The organism is Sphingomonas soli NBRC 100801 (assembly GCF_001591025.1).
GTDB classification, from domain to species: Bacteria; Pseudomonadota; Alphaproteobacteria; order Sphingomonadales; family Sphingomonadaceae; genus Sphingomonas; species Sphingomonas soli.
Window position 1 is genome coordinate 19,067 of the sequence record NZ_BCTZ01000006.1, and the last position, 22,495, is coordinate 41,561.

The 22,495-nt window shown below is 65.4% G+C and carries 24 protein-coding genes; 5 read left to right on the forward strand and 19 right to left on the reverse strand.

What is annotated here, in order from left to right:
* Window positions 1-25: 25 nt before the first annotated feature.
* The 3 genes from SSO01S_RS05515 to SSO01S_RS05525 are packed head-to-tail and all read right to left on the reverse strand — an operon-like array spanning window position 26 to window position 3,956.
* On the reverse strand, window positions 26-817 hold the full coding sequence (locus SSO01S_RS05515; RefSeq protein ID WP_083942864.1) for a ferritin-like domain-containing protein: 792 nt from the start codon (window positions 815-817) through the stop codon (window positions 26-28).
* Complete coding sequence (locus SSO01S_RS05520) at window positions 814-1,326, reverse strand: peroxiredoxin (RefSeq protein WP_245646609.1); 513 nt, start codon at window positions 1,324-1,326, stop codon at window positions 814-816. Before SSO01S_RS05520 ends, SSO01S_RS05515 begins: the two co-directional genes overlap by 4 nt.
* Window positions 1,299-3,956, reverse strand: a complete 2,658-nt coding sequence (locus SSO01S_RS05525; RefSeq protein ID WP_245646611.1) for a bifunctional [glutamine synthetase] adenylyltransferase/[glutamine synthetase]-adenylyl-L-tyrosine phosphorylase — start codon at window positions 3,954-3,956, stop codon at window positions 1,299-1,301. Before SSO01S_RS05525 ends, SSO01S_RS05520 begins: the two co-directional genes overlap by 28 nt.
* Window positions 3,957-4,060: 104 nt before the next feature.
* Between SSO01S_RS05525 and SSO01S_RS05530 the strand changes: the two genes are divergently transcribed.
* Window positions 4,061-4,240: a hypothetical protein gene (locus SSO01S_RS05530; RefSeq protein WP_066796443.1), complete on the forward strand. Its 180-nt coding sequence runs from the start codon at window positions 4,061-4,063 to the stop codon at window positions 4,238-4,240.
* A gap of 139 nt (window positions 4,241-4,379) precedes the next feature.
* On the opposite strand, the gene SSO01S_RS05535 is transcribed toward SSO01S_RS05530, so the two are convergent.
* The 3 genes from SSO01S_RS05535 to SSO01S_RS05540 all read right to left on the reverse strand — a co-directional run bounded on the left by SSO01S_RS05535 (window position 4,380) and on the right by SSO01S_RS05540 (window position 6,124).
* Window positions 4,380-5,027 (reverse strand): sigma-70 family RNA polymerase sigma factor, encoded by a 648-nt coding sequence (locus SSO01S_RS05535; RefSeq protein ID WP_066796445.1) that lies wholly within the window; start codon window positions 5,025-5,027, stop codon window positions 4,380-4,382.
* A gap of 84 nt (window positions 5,028-5,111) precedes the next feature.
* Window positions 5,112-5,249, reverse strand: a complete 138-nt coding sequence (locus SSO01S_RS17715) for a hypothetical protein (protein ID WP_169798320.1) — start codon at window positions 5,247-5,249, stop codon at window positions 5,112-5,114.
* A 77-nt stretch (window positions 5,250-5,326) separates the two neighbouring features.
* Window positions 5,327-6,124 carry a response regulator gene (locus tag SSO01S_RS05540; protein ID WP_066796446.1) on the reverse strand — a complete coding sequence of 266 codons (798 nt, stop codon included), beginning with the start codon at window positions 6,122-6,124 and terminating at the stop codon, window positions 5,327-5,329.
* A 164-nt stretch (window positions 6,125-6,288) separates the two neighbouring features.
* On the opposite strand from SSO01S_RS05540, the gene SSO01S_RS17860 reads away from it, so the two are divergent.
* From SSO01S_RS17860 to SSO01S_RS05550, 3 genes are all read left to right on the forward strand, one after another.
* Window positions 6,289-6,537 carry a NepR family anti-sigma factor gene (locus SSO01S_RS17860; RefSeq protein ID WP_157073658.1) on the forward strand — a complete coding sequence of 83 codons (249 nt, stop codon included), beginning with the start codon at window positions 6,289-6,291 and terminating at the stop codon, window positions 6,535-6,537.
* Between the two features lie 9 nt (window positions 6,538-6,546).
* On the forward strand, window positions 6,547-8,127 hold the full coding sequence (locus SSO01S_RS05545; protein WP_066796448.1) for a sensor histidine kinase: 1,581 nt from the start codon (window positions 6,547-6,549) through the stop codon (window positions 8,125-8,127).
* 273 nt (window positions 8,128-8,400) lie between these two features.
* On the forward strand, window positions 8,401-8,535 hold the full coding sequence (locus SSO01S_RS05550) for an entericidin A/B family lipoprotein (RefSeq protein WP_066796450.1): 135 nt from the start codon (window positions 8,401-8,403) through the stop codon (window positions 8,533-8,535).
* Window positions 8,536-8,569: 34 nt separating this feature from the next.
* On the opposite strand, the gene tatC is transcribed toward SSO01S_RS05550, so the two are convergent.
* The 9 genes from tatC to SSO01S_RS05595 all read right to left on the reverse strand — a co-directional run bounded on the left by tatC (window position 8,570) and on the right by SSO01S_RS05595 (window position 15,626).
* Window positions 8,570-9,337 carry a twin-arginine translocase subunit TatC gene (gene tatC, locus SSO01S_RS05555; protein WP_066796452.1) on the reverse strand — a complete coding sequence of 256 codons (768 nt, stop codon included), beginning with the start codon at window positions 9,335-9,337 and terminating at the stop codon, window positions 8,570-8,572.
* Window positions 9,334-9,768 carry a Sec-independent protein translocase protein TatB gene (gene tatB, locus SSO01S_RS05560; protein WP_066796455.1) on the reverse strand — a complete coding sequence of 145 codons (435 nt, stop codon included), beginning with the start codon at window positions 9,766-9,768 and terminating at the stop codon, window positions 9,334-9,336. The genes tatC and tatB overlap by 4 nt, the downstream gene beginning before the upstream one ends.
* A gap of 48 nt (window positions 9,769-9,816) precedes the next feature.
* Window positions 9,817-10,047 (reverse strand): twin-arginine translocase TatA/TatE family subunit, encoded by a 231-nt coding sequence (locus tag SSO01S_RS05565; RefSeq protein WP_066796458.1) that lies wholly within the window; start codon window positions 10,045-10,047, stop codon window positions 9,817-9,819.
* A 27-nt stretch (window positions 10,048-10,074) separates the two neighbouring features.
* Window positions 10,075-10,680, reverse strand: a complete 606-nt coding sequence (gene scpB / locus SSO01S_RS05570; protein WP_066796461.1) for an SMC-Scp complex subunit ScpB — start codon at window positions 10,678-10,680, stop codon at window positions 10,075-10,077.
* Window positions 10,677-11,411: a segregation and condensation protein A gene (locus tag SSO01S_RS05575; RefSeq protein WP_066796464.1), complete on the reverse strand. Its 735-nt coding sequence runs from the start codon at window positions 11,409-11,411 to the stop codon at window positions 10,677-10,679. Before SSO01S_RS05575 ends, scpB begins: the two co-directional genes overlap by 4 nt.
* A 115-nt stretch (window positions 11,412-11,526) precedes the next feature.
* Window positions 11,527-12,534 carry a beta-N-acetylhexosaminidase gene (nagZ, locus tag SSO01S_RS05580; protein ID WP_066796472.1) on the reverse strand — a complete coding sequence of 336 codons (1,008 nt, stop codon included), beginning with the start codon at window positions 12,532-12,534 and terminating at the stop codon, window positions 11,527-11,529.
* 42 nt (window positions 12,535-12,576) lie between these two features.
* Window positions 12,577-13,272, reverse strand: coding sequence for an SPOR domain-containing protein (locus SSO01S_RS05585; protein WP_066796475.1), 696 nt, complete (start codon window positions 13,270-13,272; stop codon window positions 12,577-12,579).
* Window positions 13,272-14,999 (reverse strand): arginine--tRNA ligase, encoded by a 1,728-nt coding sequence (gene argS, locus SSO01S_RS05590; RefSeq protein ID WP_066796478.1) that lies wholly within the window; start codon window positions 14,997-14,999, stop codon window positions 13,272-13,274. Before argS ends, SSO01S_RS05585 begins: the two co-directional genes overlap by 1 nt.
* Before the next feature lie 33 nt (window positions 15,000-15,032).
* On the reverse strand, window positions 15,033-15,626 hold the full coding sequence (locus tag SSO01S_RS05595) for a hypothetical protein (RefSeq protein ID WP_066796481.1): 594 nt from the start codon (window positions 15,624-15,626) through the stop codon (window positions 15,033-15,035).
* Between the two features lie 90 nt (window positions 15,627-15,716).
* Between SSO01S_RS05595 and SSO01S_RS05600 the strand changes: the two genes are divergently transcribed.
* Window positions 15,717-16,565 carry a class I SAM-dependent methyltransferase gene (locus tag SSO01S_RS05600; protein ID WP_169798321.1) on the forward strand — a complete coding sequence of 283 codons (849 nt, stop codon included), beginning with the start codon at window positions 15,717-15,719 and terminating at the stop codon, window positions 16,563-16,565.
* Here the strand turns inward: SSO01S_RS05600 and SSO01S_RS05605 are convergent.
* The 4 genes from SSO01S_RS05605 to ftsA form a co-directional block, all read right to left on the reverse strand.
* The gene (locus SSO01S_RS05605; RefSeq protein ID WP_066796487.1) at window positions 16,562-17,728 is read right to left on the reverse strand and encodes a deoxyguanosinetriphosphate triphosphohydrolase; all 1,167 of its coding nucleotides are present in this window, start codon (window positions 17,726-17,728) and stop codon (window positions 16,562-16,564) included. The genes SSO01S_RS05600 and SSO01S_RS05605 overlap by 4 nt on opposite strands.
* Window positions 17,725-19,500, reverse strand: coding sequence for an SPOR domain-containing protein (locus SSO01S_RS05610; protein WP_066796490.1), 1,776 nt, complete (start codon window positions 19,498-19,500; stop codon window positions 17,725-17,727). Before SSO01S_RS05610 ends, SSO01S_RS05605 begins: the two co-directional genes overlap by 4 nt.
* 86 nt (window positions 19,501-19,586) lie before the next feature.
* Window positions 19,587-21,122 carry a cell division protein FtsZ gene (ftsZ, locus tag SSO01S_RS05615; RefSeq protein WP_066796493.1) on the reverse strand — a complete coding sequence of 512 codons (1,536 nt, stop codon included), beginning with the start codon at window positions 21,120-21,122 and terminating at the stop codon, window positions 19,587-19,589.
* A 115-nt stretch (window positions 21,123-21,237) separates the two neighbouring features.
* Entirely contained in the window at window positions 21,238-22,494 is a 1,257-nt protein-coding gene (gene ftsA, locus SSO01S_RS05620) for a cell division protein FtsA (RefSeq protein ID WP_066796496.1), read from the reverse strand.
* Window position 22,495 lies beyond the last annotated feature (1 nt).

Sequence of the window (22,495 nt, forward strand, 5' to 3'; positions counted from 1 at the left end):
ACGGACAGGTTTGTGACGGATTTCGTTAATCCCGGGCAAGGGGTTGGTAATAATCGCGGGACAAACCGGCTGAGTCGCGCGCCGAGTCGTTGAACGGAGGCTTAATGAGCCCGCGAAAATGGCGCGTCACCAGATCACGCCATGCCGCTTCCGGCGCGAGATTCGCCGCCTGACAGGCTGATTCGAACCATTTCGTACCCGCCCTGACATGGCGAATCTCATCGTTGAAAATGCGCGACAAAATGGCCGCGGTAGCGCTGTCGCCCGCCGCCAGGAAACGCTCCACCGTGGCGGGAGTCACGTCGAGTCCACGCGCTTCCAATACCATGGGGACGACCGCCAGCCGGGCCATCGGATCATGCGCCGTCTGGGCCGCAGCGTCCCACAAGCCATCATGCGCGGGCATCGCACCATAATGGCTGCCAAGCTGGCGCAGACGGCGATCGAGCAGCGCGAAGTGCATCGCCTCGTCCGCCCCTACCCCCAGCCAGTCATCGACGAAATCGCGCGGAAACCGCGCGCCGAACCGCCCCGCCATATCGAAGGCGAGATCGATCGCGGAGAATTCGATGTGCGCAAGGGCATGGATCAGCGCGATGCGGCCATGCGCGCTTCCCTTCCCCCGCTTCGGCATGTCGCGCGGTGCGAGCAAGCGCGGCTCGACCGGGCGAGCAGGCCGATCGGGCATCGCCACGTCGAACGCATGCGCCAGCCGCCCCAGCCGCCAGTCGCGCGCGACACGGCGGGCCAGCATCACCTTGGCGCGGGGTTCGGCAGTCTCAAGAACGGCGCAAACCGCCTGCGCGACGCTGCTCACCGGCCGAGCAGTTCCTTCACCGATTCGAGCACGTCGATGGCATGCCCGGGCACGCGCACGCGCCGCCAGACGCGCCACAGCGTGCCATCGGGGGCGAACAGGAAAGTCGAGCGATCGATCCCCATATAGCGCTTGCCGTAGAGCTGCTTTTCCACCCAGACGTCGAACGCCTCCATCGCCTTGCCTTCGGTATCGGTGGCGAGGGGAACGGTGAGGTCGTACTTGGCGATGAACTTCTGGTGCTTGATCGCGCCGTCCTTCGACACGCCGAGCACCGACGCGCCGAGCGCTTCAAACTCGGGCAGCATCGCCGAGAAATCCTGCGCCTCGCGCGTGCAGCCGGAGGTGTCGTCCTTGGGATAGAAATAGAGGATGAACGGCTTTCCCGCCTGCTCCGCGAGCGAGATCGTGCCGCCATCCGGCGTGTCCAGTTCGATATTGGGAAGCTTGTCGCCTTCCTCGATTGCCATGTCGGTCTCCGTCAGCCGCCGCGGATCGCGGCCCAGCATGCGCGAACCTCCTGCCGGGTCCGGGCCAGCTCCGCAACCACCTCGTCCCACGAAGCCAGGCCGACGGCACGGGCGATGAGCTTCTGGGTGGGGACGCCGGGCACCTGCGCATCAGGCGCGACCAGACGCAAGGTGACGAGCAGGCGCGAGAGGAAATCGTGCGCGGCGCGCATATCGCCGGAGATCAGGCCCGCCGCATGCAGCTCGTCGATGGCGCGGCCAAGCTGCGGCGCGAACGCCTTGTGATGCACGAGCTGGAGCGTGTGGACCGCGAATTCGAGATCGACCAGGCCGCCTTCGGACAGCTTGGCGTCAAGCGGACCCAAAGGCGGCTTATGCGCGGCCATCTCCTCGCGCATCTTCGCGGCCTCTGCCGGCACGTCGCGCTTCGGACGGTCGCCTTCGAGCACCTCATGCACCACCTTCATCACCGCACCGCGCGCCTCGGGCGAGCCAAAGAGAGGGCGCAGGCGGGTGAGCGCCATATGCTCCCAGGTCCAGGCGTCCTGACGCTGGTAGCGATCAAAGGCGGCGAGCGAGACCGACAGGGGGCCCTGCGCACCCGAGGGACGCAGCCGCGTATCGATCTCATAGAGTGGGCCCGCCGCAGTGGGCACGCTGAGCGCCGCCGATACGCGCTGCGCCAGCCGATTGTAATACATCACCGCGCCGAGCGGCTTTGGCCCGTCCGATTCCGCGGCATAGTCGCCGGTGAACAGGTAGATCAGGTCGAGATCCGAGGCATGGGTGAGCGCCTGCCCGCCCATCCGCCCGAGCGCGAGGATGACCAGTTCGCTATCCGGCACGCGCCCATGCGCGCGGGTAAATTCCTCGACTGTGGCACGCGCCAGCACCTCGATCGCGGCTTCCGCGACGCGCGCATAGCCGGCGGAGACCTCAAGCGGATCGCTCGCCCCGGAAACGATCTGCGCGCCAAGCGCGAACCGCTTCTCGCCGACCAGCTTGCGGACATGATCGAGCTGCCACTGATAGTCCGCCCCCGCCTCACGCGCGGACATTTCGGCGATCAGCGCGGGCACCTCCGGCATTGGATCGAGCGCGGTCGCATCGATCAGGCCATCGAGCAGTTCGGCGCGGCGACCAAGCTGCTCGGCAAGCGTGGGCGCGTGGCACAGGATGGTGCTGAGCAAGCGGGCAAGCCCGGGCTGCGCTTCGAGCAACCGGAAGAAATTGATCGCGCTGGGCAGGCGCGAGAGCATCGCATCGAAGCGCGTGATCGCATGCGTGCTGTCCGGCGCCTGGGCAAAGGCGGCGATCAGGCCGGGGAGCAGGCTTTCCAGCGCCTCGCGCGCCTGTGATGTGCGGAGCGCCGGATAATTGCCGCCGCGCCACCCCTCCACGATGCGCGCAGCGCCCGCCGGATGATCGAATCCCGCATCGGCAAGTTGCGCCTGAAGGCTCTCGCTGCCGGCCGGCAGGCGCGGTTCGGCATCGTCGCTGAGCGCATCATAGACCCGCCCGACACGCACCGTATGCGGGCGCAGCAGATCAAGCAGAGCATCGCCGCCGGCCAGCCCGTGCAGCGCCGCGACATTGTCCAGCGCCGCCGGATCGCTGGGGATGCGGTGCGTCTGGAGATCGTCCACCATCTGAAGCCGGTGCTCGATGGTGCGGAACAGGGTATATGCTTCGGAAAGCGCCGCCGCGTCGTCCGCATCGATCCGCCCCGCCGAGGCGAGCGCCGCCAGCGCGTCGCGCGTTGCGGGAACGCGCAGGGCGGGATCGCGGCCACCATGGATAAGCTGGTGGATCTGCGCGAAGAACTCCACCTCGCGGATGCCGCCCCTGCCCTTCTTCAGATCATAGCCGAGCCCGAACGCCTGGGACTGGGCGAAGTGATCGCGGATACGGCGGCTGATGTCGCGAATCTCGCGGAGCGCGCCATAATCCAGCGCGCGCCGCCACACGAAGGGGCGCACAGCATCGAGGAAATAGCCGCCCAGCGCGAGATCGCCCGCACAGGCGCGCGCGCGGATGAAGGCCGCGCGCTCCCAGGGCAGGGCCTGCGATTCATAATAAGAGATCGCAGCATCGATGGGCAGCACGATCGGGGTAGCTTCAGGCGACGGCCGCAGCCGCAGATCGACGCGCATGACATAGCCGTCGCCGTCGCGCGCCTGAAGCAGCTCCACCACGCGCTTGCCGATGCGGACCGCCGCATCCTGTGGTTCCTCGCGCGGGCGGCATGGCAGCGTGGCCGGATCGAAGAGGAGGATCGGATCGATATCGGACGAGTAATTGAGCTCACGGCTCCCCTGCTTACCGAGCGCGATAGCGGCGAAGCCACCGGGTTCAGCATCGGGGGTGCGCTCGCGGATCGCGGCGACGATCGCACGGTTCAGCGCATCATCGGCGAACTCGGTGAGGAGATGGGTGACGCGGGTGAGATCGAACTCGCCGGAAAGGTCCCCCAGCGCAACGATCAGCGCCAGACGACGCCGCTCGATGCGCAACCGCGCGCCTTCGGACATTTCGCCAGCCACGTCGCGCGCAGCGGCAAGCGGATCGTTGAGCGCTGCGGACAGGTTCTCCGCCAGCCCAGGCTCACGCGAAAGAAGTAGCGAAAGAAACGGGGCATGTTGCTGCGCCCGGGCGACTGCATCGGACAATGACGCCGAAGATGAATGCAAGATTACGGACACGCTCTAACGGGCACTCGTCGCGTTTTCAGGGATGTCAAGCAACAAATCACAGCTCCATCCGTTTAACCTGGGTGAGTCGCACATCGCATACGGCCCCCGAGGCAAAACCCGCTTACCGGGTCGAAGCGCCGCGCGCCAGCGACGCGATCGGCCTTGCGCTGCGCGGAGCATATCAGGACGAAAGCGGATTGCCGGACGACATGGCGGCGATGCTGCGGCAGCTCAACCGCCTGGACCACTCCACCCATTGAGCGGCTGAGGACTTTCGGCGGGCCAGCATTTCCGCGACCGAAGCCGCGAATGCGCCCCGCCCCTCGGCATCAAGCGCGTTGGACCAGGAAAGATATTGGCGCTGCTAAGTGATGGACGCCAATCGCAGGCCGCCCGCGATCAGCGGTCGCGGCTCAGATCGTCCACTTGCCCCATGATAGTATCGAGCGCGCTCTTGCCGCCCGGATTGGGAAGCATTTCGCGGCGCGAAGGTAGCTGGCCCTCCGAGAGCAAGGCTTCGAGCGCGACACGGCCACGGGCGACGCGGCTCTTGATGGTGCCCACGGCGACCTGACAGATTTCGGCGGCTTCCTCATAAGCGAAGCCCCCCGCCCCGACGAGGATCAGCGCCTCGCGTTGCGGCTGGGGGAGATGGAGGAGCGCGCGCTGCATATCGGTCAGTTCGACATGCCGGTCCTGGCTTGCCGGTGCGGCGAGGATGCGATCGGCGACGAGATCGTCCCACTCGCCCTTGAACCGGGCGCGCCGCATCTGGCTGAGGTAAAGATTGCGCAGGATGATGAAGGTCCATGCGCGCATGTTCGTGCCCGCCTGGAAGCGCTTGCGCGCGGCCCACGCCTTAAGCAGCGTTTCCTGCACCAGATCGTCCGCCAGATCGCGATTGCCCGAAAGCGAGCGGCCAAAGGCGCGCAGGTGCGGAATGACCGCGCCCAACTGCACCTTGAACTCCGGATCGGATAGCGAGACGTGCTCGACCGGCGGCTGGGTGCCGTCTTCGCGCTCGTCGGGCTGTTCAGTCTCGCTCATCGATTCCCGCTCTTTGGGCGTCGTGCCGCCATATATGTGAGATAAGCGCCTGCAACGCTATTACCAGCAAGCCAGCCGGCTTCGTCAGACGTAAAGGATAACCGCAAAGGCGAGCACCACCAGCACCAGCCCGAAACCCAGCACATATCGGGTCATATGGGGCGTGGCGCCGGCGCGTGCCTGCTCGGTCGTACGGTGGATCGGTTCTTCGTTCTCAGCCATGGCGACTAAACACACGGGAACCGTTTTGGCTCCGTATCAGATGGAACCAGAGCCATTTTTTTCGCGCGCCCCGGCGATCAGGCCGGCACCGTCGCCTGATCGAAGAACAATGCCTGGCTGATCGTCGTCTTCACCGTTTCGCGCTGGAAAGGCTTGGTAATCAGGAAGGTCGGCTCAGGCCGCTCGCCGGTCAACAGGCGCTCGGGGAAAGCGGTGATGAAGATCACCGGCACGCTGAATTCAGCGAGGATATCCTTGACCGCGTCGATCCCCGAACTGTCATCGGCGAGCTGGATGTCGGCCAGCACCAGGCCCGGACGATCCTCCATCGCCAGTGCGACCGCTTCGTCGCGCGTCACGGCGACGCCAGTCACGTCATGGCCGAGATCGCGGACGATCTGCTCCAGGTCCATGGCGATCAGCGGCTCATCCTCGATGATCATCACGCGGGTGCGCGTCTGCCGCTCGATCTCTGCAACCGCTTCAGCAACCAACTTCGACACGTTGGCAGGATCCTCCTCGATCAGATAGCCGGCATCCTCGATGCTGAACCCTTCGACCGTGGTGAGCAGGAGCGCCTGGCGGGAAAGCGGGGTGAGCCGAGCAAGCCGTTTGCGCGCGATCGCTTCGCTCTGGCTCGGCGAATCTTCGACCAGATCCTCTTCCTCAAGATGCGTCGACTGCCAGATCGCCTGGAAAGTGCGGTAGAGGCCGAGCCGGGGATCGACATCGCGCGGGAACTGATCGGGCGCGGCAACGATCGCTTCGAGCGCGGCGCGGACATATTTGTCGCCGTCAACCTGGCTTCCGGTCAGCGCACGAGCATAACGCCGGAGAAGAGGAAGGTGTGGCGCGAGTTGCTGTCCCAGCGACATAATCAGGTCATTCTCCAATTCGGGGCCGGCCGCTTGTTTCGCGCCCGTTACGGCCCATTGCAAATGTTTATGCACCCGAAGGAAGCCCCTCCCCGGATATTGCATCGCATGTGGAACAAACGTCGCGCTGTTTAGTTTCATCCCCCGAACCGGGCAGGTACACATTGTATCGCCGTGCGCTTGCGCTTGGTGAATTGGTTTTATACCGGACCCCGGAACGTTCTGGTGTCCTCAAGGGGGAATTGGTGGTTTCCGCTAAGAATGAGAAGACCAAACCTTCGCGGTCCAAGGGCGGAGACGAAGCCGGCAAACCCATTCGCAACGTGGGTGACGCGCTGCGTCAAGCCTATGACGAGACGTTGAGCGAGACCGTACCTGACGATTTGCTCGCGATTCTGAAAAAGCTCGATTAACCCTTCACAATGGAAACGCCGGAACCACAGAAGCGCAGCAGGGCTCCTGTGGCGGCGCTGGCGCGCATGCCGACCGGGGCCAAGCTGTTCCTGATCCTGGTGGGCGCGTTGCTGCCCCTGGCGTTGATCACACTCTTCATCACCATCCAGACCACGCAGACCGTAAGCAACGAACGCCGCGAGCGGCTGCGCGCGATGGCCGGGGAAAGCGCCGGCACGCTGAACACCGTGCTGAGCAACCATATCGCCCAGCTGAAAGAGGGGCTGGCGGCGCTGGAGGCAAATCCGGGCGACGCGCCGGCATGCACCAGGCTGGCCGGTACGTTCGGGTCGCAAGGATCGGCGCGTTTCGCGGTGCTCGGCGGTTCGGGAAAGGTCCTTTGCGGCGAGCGCTTCAGCCTATCGGGCGCGGCGCTGCTAGACCCCGGGCAATTGCAGGCCAGGATCGTCGATAACGGCGTGTCGGTGCGGATCGGCGGGCATGACGGGGCGAGCGCCGTCGCTTATTATCCGGCCGCGCTGCTGAACACGATCGCGCGGCCCAACGGCTTCGTCCCCGAATATGCGCTGGAGCTGACCAAGGGCGACGAGCGCCTGCAGTTGCGCGCGCTGCCAGGTGCCGGGGTGCTGGATCGTCGCGAAACCGCGCACGATCCGATCCAAATCGACGGTCTGGCGATCGACATGTCCGTGCCGGGCACCCCGATCACCTCGCCGCTGATCGTCAGCACCGTGCTGATGGTGATCATGTGGATCGCATCGGCGCTCATCGGATGGGCGGTGGTCGACATCCTGCTCATCCGGCCGCTGCGGCGCCTGCGCGCCAGCGTAGGGGCGTACACGCCAGGCGAAGTGCTCGACATCAAGCGGATCGGCGAATTGCCGGCGCAGGAAATACGCGAACTCGGCGAGACCTTTCGCGAGATTACCCGCACCGTACAGGCGCACGAAGCCGATCTGGCCGAGGGGCTGGTGCGCCAGACCAAGCTGACGCGCGAAGTGCATCACCGGGTGAAGAACAATCTTCAGGTGATCGCCAGCCTGATCAACTTCCACGCGCGCGGAGCGAAGAGCGCCGAGGCGAGCGAGGCCTATGCCTCGATCCAGCGCCGCGTCGACGCGCTCGCGGTGGTGCATCGCAACCATTATGCCGAGATGGAGGAAAATCGCGGGCTGGAGCTGCGATCGGTGATCGGCGAACTCGCGGCCAATATCCGCGCGACAGCCCCCGAGCATTCGGCGGCGCTGGGCATCACGATCGAAACCGAGCCGGTGCTCGTCAACCAGGACGTGGCGACGGCGGTCGCGTTCCTGCTCACCGAGATTATCGAGCTGGCGATGATGCGCATGGCCGGTGCGCAGATCCGCATATCGGTGAAGGCCGGGCCGGAGGACGACCGGGCGACGTTGCGCGTGGTGTCCCCCGCATTGGTCGAGAGCCCCGAGCTCGTCGAACTGCTCGAAAATCGCTATGGACGGGTGCTGGGCGGCCTTGCCCGCCAGCTTCGCACCAAGCTGCATCACGATCCGCTGACCGGCGCCTACGAAGCCTCCATCGCGATCACCGGAAAGGGCGGTCTGGCCGTCTAAAAAAGATGAAATAATTTTGCATACGATGGAACCCGGGAGCGCGTTGCGGGTTTTGTACTTCGGATAGTGACCTTTTGCCCCCCGCTCTCGCTATCCAAGACATGGGCCCGGAAGCGTCAACCCCTCCCCCCCGGTGACGCTCCCGGGCCTACAACTTTCAGAAACCAGCGTTTTTCCGCACAGGACCCCGACAAGGTCCTTTTTCATGTCCGGAACGTTTTGCGCGGCTCACGCATTCCCCTCCCGGCCCCAAAGGGCCAATGGAGAGTTCCGATGCGTAAGATTTTCACCTGCGCCGCACTGGCGGGCGCGATCCTGGTTTCGGCGTGCAACACCGTGGAGGGCGTAGGCCGCGACGTGGCCTCAGCCGGCGAAACCGTGGCCAACGCTGCCGACGACAACAAATAAGCGGGCCGGCCTCTCCTGCGCCGCAGGGGGGGCCTCAGGCCGAAGCCTCAGACTCGGCATCGCGCTCCCGCCGGCTGCGGGTGAACTTGATGCCCAGCAACGCGATGAAATAGAGCGCGATGAGGGGGAATGCGAGCAACAGCTGCGACACCACGTCGGGCGGTGTAAGCACCGCAGCAACCGCGAACGCCGCAACCACCGCATAGCGCCACGCACCCTTCAACTGTTCGTAGGTGACGATGCCCGAACGCTCGAGCAGCATCAGCAGCACGGGCAACAGGAAGGTGATGCCGAACGCGAACAGGAACTGCATGATGAAATCGAGATATTTGCCGATCGCGGGCAAGGCCATCTGCTCGACGCCGCTGCCGATCTGTCCCTGATAGCTGAGCAGGAAGTGCAGCGCGGTGGGGATTGCGATCGTATAGGCCAATGTGGCCCCGGTCAGGAACAACAGGGGCGTCGCCAGGAGGAAGGGCAGCAGCGCCTTCTTCTCCCTGCGGTAGAGCCCCGGGGCCACGAATTGCCAGAGCTGGTTCGCGATGACGGGGAACGACACCATCAGCGCAGTGAAGAAGGCGATCTTCACTTGGACGAAGAATGCCTCGAAGATTTCGGTATAGATCACCTTGCTCTGGCCCGCCGCGGCAAGCGGGCGGACCAGGAACGAGAAGATCTGCTGCGAGAAATAAAAGCCGATCGCGAAGGTGACGAACAGAGCGGCCACGCAATAAAGCAGACGGCGGCGCAGCTCGATCAGGTGCTCGATCAAAGGCGCCTGGGTATCGTCGATATCGTTCATTCCGCCGGACTCCCGGCGGCGGCGCCTTTGGACTTGCGAGCGCGCTTCGCCTTCGGCGCCACGGCAGGCTCGCCCAGCAGATCGAACTGCGCTTCCTCGGCGATCTCGGGCTGCTCGACCATCACCGGCGGTGCATCCGCAGCGTCGAAAGGCTCCGTATCGAAATGCTCGGGCTGGGGCGAAGGCAGCGAGGCGACGGGATGCTCGCGCATGATCCGCTCATTCTCGGCCGCCCATTGCTTCTCCATCTCGGCCAGCTCGGCTTCGCGGACCATGGAATCAAAACCCGAACGGAACTGGCGCGCGACTCCCCGCGCCTTGCCGACCCATTTGCCGACAAAGCGCATCGCCTTGGGCAGGTCCTTCGGCCCGATCACCAGCAAAGCGACGATCGCGACGACAAGGAACTCCGGGGCGTTGAAATCAAGCATCGGTCATGACCGGATACGGCACGGCGCAGGCCGCGCAGGACAGCTGGCTCAACGCTCCTCGCGGGTGCGCTCGGCCTCGACGTCATAGGCTGGATCGGCAGCCTTCTTGCTTTCGATACGCGTGGCGGGCTTCTCGTCGTCGTCTTCTGCCATGCCCTTCTTGAACTGTTTGATACCCTTGGCGACGTCGCCCATCATGTTCGAGAAACGACCGCCGCCGAGCAGCAGGATCGCCACCACGCCGAGCACGATCCAGTGCACCAGGCTAAAACCACCCATCGAAACTCTCCTTGATTCCGGACATATCTAGTCCTCTTGGCCCGCGGTTTCCACCTCGGCGTCAGCGCTATCCCCGGAATCTTCCAAACCCTCGAACGCCAGATCGACGGGATCGAGCAGCCCCGCCGCCTTCAGGTCGTCCATGCCGGGCAGGTCGCGACGGCTGGCGAGGCCGAAATGGGTGAGGAATCCCGCTGTCGTCGCATAGGTGAGCGGGCGACCAGGCACTTCGCGGCGGCCGGCCGGGCGCACCCAGCCCGCCTCCATCAGCACGTCGATCGTGCCCTTGCTGATCTGCACGCCGCGTATCGCCTCGATCTCCGCGCGGGTGACCGGTTCGTGATAGGCGATGATCGCCAGCGTCTCGATTCCCGCGCGGCTGAGCTTGCGTGATTCCTCACGATCGCGGCGGAGCAGATGCGCGAGATCGGCGGCCGTCTGGAAATGCCATCGGTCGCCGCGACGGACGATCTCGATTCCCCGGCCCGCATAGATTTCCCCCAGATCCGCGAGCGCGCCGCGGACATCGGCTTCCGCGCCGACATGTGCCTTGATCTCGTCCACCGTCATTGGATGCTCGGAGGCGAACAATACGGCTTCGACCGCGCGGGTGAGTTCGTCCTGCGGATTCATGCACTGGCCTTGAGATATAGAGGCGCGAAGGCGGATTTCTGCTGGAGCTCTACCCTGCCCTGCTTGGCCAGCTCCAGCGCAGCGACGAAGGACGATGCCAGCGCCGATTTGCGATAGGTGCCCGTGGCGCCTTCCGGAAGGAAGCTCTCTATCGTCGTCCAGTCCACGCGCGAGCCGATCAGCGTGGAGACGCGCTCTATCGCTTCCTCCAGCGTCATCACGTCGCGCACCGCGACGACGTGCATCACCGGGCGGGTGCGCGCGCTGATCCGGCCATACGCGGCGATCAGATCATAGATTTCCGCTTCCCAATTCGCCTTTCGCAGGACGCGCAGCCCCTCGGGCGCGCCCCGGCGGAAGATATCACGGCCCAGCCGGTCACGCGCGACCAGTCGCGCGCCCGCCTCGCGCATCGCGTTCAGGCGTTCGAGGCGCAGTTGCAGGCGGAGCGCCAGCTCTTCGGGGCTGGGCGATTCCTCCGGATTGCGCGGCAGCAGCAACCCCGATTTGAGATATGCCAGCCATGCCGCCATCACCAGATAATCAGCGGCCAGCTCCAGGCGAAGCGCGCGCGCCTCGTTCACGAAGGCGATATATTGATCGACCAGCTCCAGGATCGAAAGCTGGCGCAGATCCACCTTCTGCGTCCGCGCAAGCGCGAGCAACAGATCGAGCGGCCCTTCCCAGCCGTCGATATCGATCGTGAGGATCTCGGGCGCTTCTTCGCTCATCGCGAAGGAGTTAAGCAGAGCGCCCCCGACCTGTCACCCCGGCCTTGGGCCGAGGTGACGAATGAGCGGATGGGCGCGCGGGCCGCCTCGTAGCGCCGGGCTTTAAAATCGAGCTTCAGGCGAGCGCGAGCAATTCGTCGCGGATCGCGATGAGCTCGACCATCCCTGGCTGCTGCGCGCCGTCTGCGACGGTTTCCATCGCACGATCGAGCCGCGCAATGCACTCCGGCGTTGCATCATCGATCAGGCCGACGATCTCGATCATCTCGTCCATCCGCGCCCAGCAATCGAGCACCACGTCACAGCCGGCATCGAGCGCCTGCGCGGCCTTCTCGCCGGGTGTGCCGGAGAGCGCCTTCATGTCGATGTCGTCGGTCATCAACAGCCCGTCAAAGCCGATGCTCCCCCGCACGATCTCGGAAATCACCTTACGCGACAGCGTCGCCGGCCTCTCGGCATCCCATGCTTCGAACACGACGTGACAGGTCATGCCCATCGGCGCCTGGTTGTTGCTGCGGAAGGGCTCGATATCGACTTCCAGCGTAGCGGCGTCGGCCGTGACGCGCGGCAGCTCCAGATGGCTGTCGACCAATGCCCGGCCATGCCCCGGCATATGCTTGACCACGCCGACCACGCCGCCCCGGCGCAGCCCCTCAATCGCTGCGCGGCCCAGCGCCGCCACCTGCATCGGATCGCCGCCGAAAGCGCGGTCTCCGATCGCCTGCGTCACTTCGGGCTGGACGACGTCGAGCAAGGGCGCGCAATCCACGTTCACACCCACTTCGTAAAGCATCAGCCCCAACGCATGATAATTGGCGCGCGCCGCCTCGATCGCGGAGATCGGGGCGGTTTCATACAGCGCGTTGAACGCCGAGCCCGCCGGAAATTCCGGCCAGACCGGCGCCTGCATCCGCGCGACGCGGCCACCCTCCTGATCTATCAGGATCGGCACGTCGGCCCGCCCGGTAAGGTCGCGGATGCTGTCCGTCAGCGCGCGCATCTGCACGCGATCGCCGCAGTTACGCTTGAACAGGATATAGCCGAGCGGATCGGCATCCTTGAAAAAGGCGCGTTCATCCTGGGTGAGCGTGTGGCCGGAAACGCCAAAGATTACAGGCTTCATGCCTCCGCCTTAGCCGATCCTCCCCCGCACGGGGAGGACCAATCAATTAGCGACGTAGCAATTCTCGCCCGCGTCTTTCAGCTTGCCGCAGATATCCTTGGCCTGGCCGTTCGACCCCGCATTGACGCGCAGGCGGAACACCGTCTTGCCATCCTTTTCGCCGCGCTCGACCGATTTGCCGAGCGGCGCGAGATAGGGAAAGCGCTTCGACATACGGCTCCACGCCGTGTTCGCGCCCGCTTCGTCCGGGAACGCACCAAGCTGGATCAGCGCGCCCGAGCCGCTGTTAACCGGCGCAGGCGCGGTCGGCTTGGCACCCGGCGCGGGAACCACGATCTTAGCGGTCTTGCTTCCGGGATCGGTATTGGTCGGCACGGGAGCCTTCGCCCCATCGACCGGGGCCTCCGGCCCGGCGCTCGCGTTGATCGCGGCGTTGCTGATATTTCCCTGGCTGGTCGAAAAGACCGTGTCGCCCTCCCCTTCGACCACCTGGCCGCCGGGCTCGTCGGGCTTCACCTTGTAATCGCCTTCCTGGGCGTTGATGAGCTGGCCGTTGCCCGTCAGCCCCTGGTGCTGCTTGTACCAGTAATAGCCGCCCGCAGCGGCGCCGATGACGAGCAAGAGCAGGAAGATGAGCAGCAGGATCCGGCCGAAGGACGGGCCTTCGCGATAATCCTCTTCCACCGTTTCAAGCCACGGCAGGCGATCATCGTCGCCAAAACCGGGTTCCCTGCTCATCACTTCATCTCCTGAACGGCGTCGACCCCCATGATTCCGAGGCCGTTTCGGATGATTTGCCCGATCCCGCGCGCCAGATAAAGCCGTGCGCACGTTAACCCTGTATTGTCAGGTAACAGGAAGCGGCGATCGGGATTATCGTTGCCCTGATTCCACAGCGCGTGAAAAGCGGCAGCCAAGTCATAGAGATAAAAAGCGATTCGATGCGGCTCGCGGGCGAGTGCCGCAGCCTCGACGATCCGCGGGAACTGCGCGGCAAGCTTCACGACGCTCAGCTCATCCGTATCAAGCAGGGACAGTTCCGCATTGGGACAGTCGATACCCGCCTCCTGCGCCTTGCGCTGAAGGCTTGCGATGCGGGCATTGGCATAGTTGACGTAGAAGACCGGATTGTCCTTCGACGCTTCGACCACCTTGGCGAAATCGAAATCCATCTGCGCATCGGCCTTGCGGGTCAGCATCGTGAAGCGGACCACGTCCTTGCCCACTTCCTGCACGACATCGGCCAGGGTGACGAAATTGCCGGCGCGCTTCGACATCTTCACCGGCTCGCCGCCGCGCAGCAGCCGCACCATCTGGACGAGCTTGACGTCGAAGCGGGTCTTGCCCTCAGTCAGCGCCGCAACGGCCGCGACGATCCGCTTGACCGTGCCGGCATGGTCCGCGCCCCAGATATCGATAAGCTGATCGGCCGACTGCGCCTTCTGGAAATGATAAGCGAGGTCGGCGCCGAAATAGGTCCAGCGGCCATCCGACTTCTTGATCGGGCGATCCTGATCGTCGCCGAATTTGGTCGAGCGGAACAGCGGCAGTTCAACCGGCTCCCAATCCTCGGGCGTCTCGCCCTTGGGCGCTTCGAGCACACCGTCATAGACCAGGTCGCGCGCGCGCAGCCACGCCTCGGCATCGGCCGGCTTGCCCGCCGCCTGCAGCTCGGCTTCTGACGAGAACAGGTCGTGATGGATGCCGAGCAGCGCCAGATCCGCCTTGATCATGACGAGCATATCGGCAACCGCGGTCTTGCGGAACTCGGCCAGCCACTCGCTCTCGGGCGCGTCGACGAATTTCGGGCCATAGCGGTGCGCCAGCGCATCGCCGACAGGCTTCAGATAGTCGCCCGGATAGAGCCCCTCGGGGATCTCGCCGATATCCTCGCCCAGTGCCTCGCGGTAGCGCAGGTGCGCCGAACGCGCGAGAACGTCGACCTGGCCGCCCGCATCGTTGACATAATATTCGCGGACGACCTTGTGCCCGGCATATTCGAGGAGAGAGGCGAGCGCATCGCCGACCACCGCGCCGCGGCAATGGCCCATGTGCATCGGGCCGGTCGGGTTGGCGGAGACATATTCGACATTGACGGTCACGCCCTCGCCGAGCGTCGAGCGGCCATAGCCCTCACCCGCATCGAGGATCGCCTGAAGCTCGTCGCGCCAGGTGGCGTCGGTCAGCGTCATGTTGATGAAGCCCGGCCCGGCAACGCTCACCGACTGGACCTCGCCCAGCTTCTCCAGCTCGTCCGCCAGCTTCTCTGCCAGCGCGCGCGGATTGGTGCCCGCGGGCTTGGCCAGCACCATCGCCGCGTTGGTCGCCAGATCGCCATGCGAGGGATCGCGCGGCGGCTCGACCGTCACGTTGCGTCGCTCCACGCCCGCCGGAAGATCGCCGGAGGCCACCATGGCATCCAGCGCAGCGTCGATATGGGCGGCAAAACGGGCGTAGAGGGTCATTTTGGGGTCCGATGGTTACGGGAAGCGCGCGCTCTAGCGCACCTCTGTGCCTTCGTCACCTTCGGCATTGCGGCCCCCGAGCAGCTTCGACCAGTTGATCTTGGTCAGCCCCACCAGCCCGACCAGCATAACGACCTGCAGCGCGATGCCCCAGCCGCTCGAAAAACTCTCTGCGAAGACCGCGCCGAGATCGGACTTGCGGATCGACTGCGCGCCATAGGCATAGAGAGTGTACGAGACGATCCGTCCCGCGAAGAAGGCGAGCGTGAAGCCCAGGATCGGAATGCGCGCGAGCCCCACTGCCATGAACAACTGGCCCGAAGGGAGCGGCGAAAGCGCGAACAGCGCCAGCCCGATCCAGAGATTGTGCTTGCGCCGGGCCACAGCCTCACGCGCGGTATCGAGGTTCGCCTGCGTCCGCGCAGGCAAGCGATCGGCGAACAGCCGCGCGCCATAAGCGAGGCTAAGCCGACCGAGCACCGACGCGGTTGCCGCCACGATCACCACCGCCCAGACCGGGAGCGCATTGTTCAGCTGGAAAAAGACAATGATCGACCAGGTCGGCGGCCCGAAAGCGGGCAGCAGGTTCACGCCAAGCACGACAGCGAACAGCGTCAGATAGATCATTCCCCACGCGTGCTAGGAATTTTCCCGTCGTGCAAGCGCGCAGGACACGCCCGCTTGACCGTGATATATTGTATCATGTACCGGAAATGCATGACCGACCCCTCCAAACCAGACGCGATGCGCGAGCATTGGGAGCGTACCGCCGAGCAATATGAAGCCGAGGGAGATGCCTTCACCCGCCAGTTCGCCGAAGAGGCGTGGCGATTGGCCGATCTCGCAAAGGGTGCGAAAATTCTCGACGTCGCGACGGGCGTCGGGGCGTTGTTGCTGCCCGCACTGCGGGCCGAGGCGGAGGCACATGCGATCGATTTCTCCAGCGCAATGGTCGCGCGCGCTCGCCGTCGCGCCGCCGAGATTGATCCGGCCGCCGCCTATCGCGTCACCCAGATGGATGGACAGGCGCTTACCTTCGCGCAGGGATCTTTCGACGCCGCCTTCTCGATCTTTGGCGTGATGCTCTTCCCCGATCCCGATGCCGGGCTCGCTGAAATGGCACATGTGCTGCGACCCGGCGGTCTCGCGATCGTCGGCGCGTGGCAGAGCGCAGCGGGTGCGGGTCCGGCGCTGTTGTTTCAGGACGCGATCGCGACGCTGTTTCCCGATCTGGAATTCGGCTCCCCGCTCGCCGGTCGCCCGCCGTTCAACACGCCCGAGCGCATGGACGCCGCCTTCGCCCGCGCCGGGCTGGCACCACAGGCCGTGCATCATGTCACGCGGCCATGGGCCACGCCTGAGGCCGATTGGCCGCGCAAGAATGCCGCGCTCGCATTCGGTTGGTCGCCCGCCTGGCAGGCGTTGGGCGAGGCTGACCGCGACCGCGTGATCGAAGCCGTGGAGGCAAGGCTGCGAACGGGTGTGCAGATAGAGGCAACCGCGCTGATCGGGATAGCGCGCAAGGGGTCAAGCCGGCGCAACTGGATCGGATCGGCCCGAGCTTAAAACCCTTCCGGCAAATCGATCGGGCCGATCACCTCCTGATAGCGCGAAATGGCGTAGCGATCGGTCATGCCCGCGATGAAATCGGCGATGTGGCGGCTGCGCCACGGCTCGTCCACCGGCAGCGCATCGCGCCATTCGGCAGGCATCAGCTTCGGGTCTGCGGCATATGCGGCGAACAGCCCAGCGACCATCCGGTGCGCAGCGTCCGCCGCCGCCAGCTGCTCGGGGTGGTGGTAGAGATTGGCGTACATGAACGCCTTCAGCCCGCGCTCGGCCTCGCGCATCTCATCCGAGAAATGCGCCAGACAGCGTCCCGCTTCGCGCACATCCCCCACCGATTGCACATCGCTTTCGATCAGCCGGGTGCGCGTCGCCACGATCAGATCATTGGCCATCGCGCCAATCTGCGAGCGCACCATCTCGCCGATCAGCCGTTTGCGATCCGTGCCTGGATATTTCGCCTCCACAGCGCGCCAGCCCTGTTCGATCATCGGCACCGCCATCAACTGATCGAGGCTGAGCAGCCCGGCCCGCAGGCCGTCGTCGATATCGTGATTATCATAGGCGATATCGTCCGCAATCGCGGCGACCTGTGCCTCCAGCGACGGCCATTGCTCCAGCGCCAGCGGAAATTGCGCATCGGCGGCGGCGAGCGCCCATTGCGGCTCGTAGATCGGGCCGTTGTGCTTCGCCAGACCTTCCAGCGTGTCCCATGTCAGGTTGAGCCCATCCCAACCAGGATAGGGCCGTTCTAATGTCGTCAGGGTGCGCAGCGTATGGCCATTGTGATCGAAGCCGCCCTGCCCCGCCAGAGCCTCCTCGAGCGCCCGCTCGCCGGCATGGCCGAAGGGCGGATGGCCGATATCATGGGCGAGGCAGAGCGCTTCGGTCAGGTCTTCGTTCAGCCCAAGCGCGCGCGCAACGGTACGCCCGATCTGCGCCACTTCGAGGCTGTGGGTCAGCCGCACGCGAAAATGGTCACCATCGGGTGCCATGAAAACCTGCGTCTTCGAGCGCAGGCGGCGAAAGGCGATCGAATGGATAATCCGGTCGCGATCGCGCTGGAAGGCGTCGCGAGGCCCGCGGATGATCCCGGTCTGTTCTTCGTGAAGGCGGCCGCAGCTCTGAGTAGGTACGCACGCCCAGGGCGCGCGCATGCTCACTTGACCGGCAACCGCGTGACCTTCTGGCCCGCCTCGCTCGTGAAGACGAACGCCGATACCCCCGCCTTGCCCAGCGTGTTGACGAAGGCCTGTGCCTCGGCATTCGTCTTGAACGGCCCGGCGAGCACGCGGTTGGTCGCGCGCAGCGGCGTGGACCAGGCCGATTTGCCCTTCATCGCCGCAGGAGCCTTCGCCACGACTGCCGTCCATGCCTTGGACAATGTAGCAGGGTTGGCGCCCCCGGCCACCTGCACCCACACCCGTGACGGTTCAGCCTTCGCCGGATCGGGTTTCTTCGGATCGGGCTTCTTCGCGGCCTTGGGGTCCGGCGTCTTGGCCTTCGGATCGGTCTTGGCGGGCAGCGTCTTTGGCTCGACCTTCGCCTTGGCAGGCCTGGGCTTTGCGGCTTCGGCTACCGGCTTGGCGACAACCGGCTTCGGCGCCGCCTCAGCTACGCGAACGGGCGCTGGCGCGGGAGTGACGATCGGGTCGGGCGCGCGGGTCACCGCTTCCAGTTCTTCTGCGGGGATGGTGATGTTGTCGATAATCGACGCAAGCACCGCATCTTCACCGCCGATACGGCGCGACGGCGCGGGCTGCGCACGCATCGTCTCCGGCTGGGGTTCAGAGTTTGCCGGGCGCGATGCCGGGCGATCGACGGAGAACCGTTCGGGCAGCACGCCGCTGTTGCTGCTGGCGAGCCGCACCGGCGCAGGCGCCGTGCGGGCGGGCGCGGGCGCTGGCGCTGGCATGGGCTGCACAACCTCCTGACGCTCGACATATTGCGGCGGCGGCGGAAGATCGGGGGTGGACGTCACAACCGGCTGCGGCACCGGTGTTCGTGCAGCGACCGCCACCGCCTCGCGCTCATCTCGCTCGCGCTCGCGACGCGGACGGCGGTCGCGGACGACGCGCTCTGGCTGCACCTTGACCACGGGCATGGGCGTTGCGGCAGCTACAGCGACGGGCTTTGGCGGCGGCGACCAGCGCGGCACGTCGGCAGCAAATCGCGCATCGGCAAGCCGCGCCTGGGTCGGGGACAGTTCACCGAAATGCACCGCGAACGCACGGTCTGCAGGTGCCAGACCGGCGAGACGGCGGAAGAAGGGGGAAAGCGCCGCGCCCATATTGCCCGGCATCATCGTGGTAGCGATGCGATCGGCCCCCGCAATATCGCCATTCATCGCGAGGATGAAGGCGCGCGCGCGCCACGCGGCGCGATCGCTGCGGCGCAGGAGCGGATCGAGCTCCTTCATCGCCTGTTCCACATCGCCGGTGATCCCCAGCGACAGCGCGTAGCGGCGAACGGTCTCATCATCGCGAAACACGGCGAGCGCGGTGCGATAATCGCGCTGGGCGAGATCCGGTGCGCCCAGCAGATCATAGGCCCAGCCGCGATCGCCAGCGAACTGAGCGACACGCAAGCCCCGCGCCTCCGCAGCCTGAAACAGCCGGAGCGCTTCGCCGGGCCTCTCGAGGCGGACCAGCGTCGATGCACGGCCGGAAAGAATCCGCGGATTGGTGGGGTCGATCGCTTCTGCGCGCGCAAAGAACGACATGGCAGCGGACGTGTCACCCAGCCGCGCGCTGAGATCGCCCGCGTCAAGCAGCGCCTGCGTATCGCGCGGATCGGCGGCGAGGCGGCGAACCTCGCCGGCCAGCCGGTCTGCATCGGGATTGGCTGGAGCCACCACTTCCTGTGCGACGGCGGGCGTAGCGATTCCCAGCGCGAGAATCAGCCCGGTAGAGCCAAGGAATTCAATTCGGATCATTGTTGGGAGACTGCGCGTCATCGACTGAACCGCCAATGACGACCGCCGCCGTGCTCGCCGAAACGAGGCACGGCGGCGACGAACGCCTATTGGTTGTTCTGGCTGCGCAGAAAACGCGGGATGTCGAGCGGATCCTTGTCGTCGTCATCGGACGATTTGGAACCGCCGCGCGATGCGGACGCCATGCGTTCGAACAAGGTGCCGCCAGCCTTCTTGGCGGGCTTTGCCTCTGCTGCAGGCTCGTCGTCGGAGCCGCCGCCGCCCGTCAGCCAACGGCGGCGCGTGGGGTTGCCGCCCAGTTGCGGCGTGGGCTCTTCCGCTACCGAAGGTGCCAGCGGCTCGGGATCGGCTTCGGGTGCCTCCTCGGAACCGAGCACCAGCTCGTCCCCGTCGCCGCCATCGTCGACCCAGCTATCCGGAGCGGCCACTTCCGCAACCGGCTCGGGTTCATAGGCCTCGGGCAGGCGTGGCGCTTCGGCGACGGGCTCGGGAGCGGGCGAGGGTTCTTCAGCCTCATAAGAGGGTTCGGAGAAGCCGGGCTGCGGCGCTTCGGGTTCGGGCGCGGCTGCCGCCGGCTCGGCCGTGGTGCGGCGCGGGGTGGAGAAAGAGAATACGCGCGGCTGTTCCGCGGCGCGCGGAGCGACGGCGGGCTGCGCTTCGGCATCGATGCCGGTCGCCACCACCGAAACGCGAATCTTGCCTTCCAACTCGGGATTGAACGCCGAACCCCAAATGATGTTCGCGTCGGGATCGACCAGCTCGCGGATATGGTTCGCAGCTTCGTCGACTTCGAGCAGGCGCATATCCTCGCCGCCGGTGATCGAGACGATAACGCCCTTGGCGCCATTCATCGAAACGCCGTCGAGCAGCGGATTGGCGATCGCCTTCTGCGCCGCGATCAGCGCGCGATCGTCGCCCTCGGCCTCGCCGGTGCCCATCATCGCCTTGCCCATTTCCTGCATCACTGCGCGGATATCGGCGAAGTCGAGGTTGATCAGGCCGGGCATGACCATCAGATCGGTGATGCCGCGAACGCCCTGCTGCAGCACTTCGTCCGCCAGCTCGAACGCTTCCTTGAAGGTCGTGTTGGCGTTGGCGATCAGGAACAGGTTCTGGTTCGGGATGACGATCAGCGTATCGACATATTTCTGCAGCTCATCGATGCCCGCTTCGGCGCTCTGCGCGCGGCGCTTGCCTTCGAACGAGAACGGCTTGGTCACCACACCGACGGTGAGGATGCCCATGTCGCGCGCCATCTTGGCGATGACCGGGGCCGCACCGGTGCCGGTGCCGCCGCCCATGCCGGCCGCGATGAACACCATGTGCGCGCCTTCCAGCGCGGACTGCACGGCATCGATCGTCTCCTCGGCTGCCGCACGACCGATCTCCGGACGCGATCCGGCGCCCAGGCCCTGGGTGATCTTCGCGCCAAGCTGGATGCGCTTGCTGGCCGCAGACTGTTTGAGCGCCTGCGCGTCGGTGTTGGCGACGAGGAAATCGACGCCCTGCACCTGTGCCCGGATCATGTTCGCGATGGCGTTGCCGCCCGCGCCGCCGACACCGATCACAGTGATCTTCGGGGTCAGCTCATCCACCTCGGGCGGAAGGAAATCGATACTCATCGCCTTGGTCTCCCCACGCGCCGGATTGGGCCGACGCAAAATCTAGTGGGTCCCGTTCTGCACCAACGCCAACACCGAGCCTAGAGGGAAAGACGCAGTTATCGACAGCTTTCCTCTAATAATTCGCACGGAACGCCGCCATCAGGCGCTGGAGCAGCGCGCCGGGGCTCGCCTTCGTGACCAACTGGTGCGCGGGCTCAAGGCTGCGCAGATCAATAGGGTTCGCCGCCGCGAACCTCGCAAGCCCCGCAAGCGTCGCGAATGCGGGTCCGGAATGTGCCTCGGGAAGCGCGACCAGCCCCTTTGCCCGGCCCACGCGCACCGCGCTGCCCAGCGATTGCTGCGCGTAATCCGCGATGCCCTTCAGATCCGCACCGCCACCAGTCAGCACGATCTGGCGGCCGACCGGATCGTTGAAGCCAAGCTTGCGCAGCTCCTTCTGGATTTCGAGCATCAGCCGCTCGAGCCGCTGGCGGATGATCGCGTTGAGCTGCGCCTTGGTAATGCGCGGCCCGTCCCCCGCCTCGGGGGTGGCGGGCACCACATCGATCATCTCGTGATTGTCGCGCGGCGAAAGATTGGCCGATCCGTGGAAGCATTTGGTGCGCTCAGCCCAGCTGCGCTGGGTACCAAAGGCGGATGCGATGTCGTCGGTGATATCCGACGAACCCATCGCGATCGATGCGAGCCCGGCCAGCACGCCACCCGCAAACACGCTCACATTGGTTACGCCCGCGCCGATCTCGACCAGCGCCACGCCCAGCTCGCGCTCCTCCTCGCTCAGGCAGGCGAGACCGGTCGCAACCGGCGCCGCGATGATCGAGCGGACCTCCAGATGCGCCGAACGGACGCAATGATCGAGATTGCGCACGGGCGCGCCGTCGGTCGCGACGACGTGGATGTCGACTCCCAGCCGGTCCGCATGCAGGCCGAGCGGATGCTTGACCCCCGCGAGCCCGTCGACGGTGTAGCGTGTGGGCTGCGCATGCAGCACCATCTTGCCCTGAGGGTCGATCGCGTCACGGCCCGCGGTGAGCAATTCGTCGATATCCGATTGCTCGACCCGGTGGCCGCCAAGATCGGCTTCCAGCTTGACGATGTCGGAAACCAGCCCGCCCGCCGAGAAGCTGACCCAGACGTCCTCGATATTCTGTCCGGCGATGCGCTCCGCCTGCTCCACCGCCTCGCGGATCGCCTGCTCGGTCGCGGCCATGTCCGCCACATAACCGCGCTTGACGCCGCGGCTCTCGCGCTGGCCGGTGCCGAGCACGACGAGCTGACCGTCATCGGTCTTCTGCGCGATCAGCGCCGATACCTTGGACGAGCCAACGTCCAGCGCGGTGATCAGCCCTTCCGGTGCAACCTTCGCCATG